Origin of the sequence: Pseudomonas sp. SIMBA_068 (assembly GCF_046534705.1) — a bacterium.
GTDB lineage: Bacteria > Pseudomonadota > Gammaproteobacteria > Pseudomonadales > Pseudomonadaceae > Aquipseudomonas > Aquipseudomonas putida.
The window spans coordinates 1-246 of record NZ_JAWRYI010001312.1 but is presented as its reverse complement, the minus strand read 5'-3'; the positions used below and the strand labels follow the sequence as shown (position 1 = coordinate 246).

Here is a 246-nt window from a genome sequence, read left to right as displayed (position 1 = left end):
CCGAAATTGTGCAAGGCATTGCCGCCATTGATAAATTACACACCTGTGATGCCGTATTAAGTGGCTATCTGGGATCGGCGGAGCAGGGTGAACATATCCTCGGTATCGTCCGTCAGGTGAAAGCCGCGAATCCGCAGGCGAAATATTTTTGCGATCCGGTAATGGGTCATCCGGAAAAAGGCTGTATCGTTGCACCGGGTGTCGCAGAGTTTCATGTGCGGCACGGTTTGCCTGCCAGCGATATCA

Annotated in this window: 1 pseudogene; it reads left to right on the top strand. The window is 52.4% G+C overall.

Features of this window, described 5'->3' with window-relative positions:
• Window positions 1-246: pseudogene (locus SB756_RS33830) on the top strand (pyridoxal kinase); the annotation flags it as partial.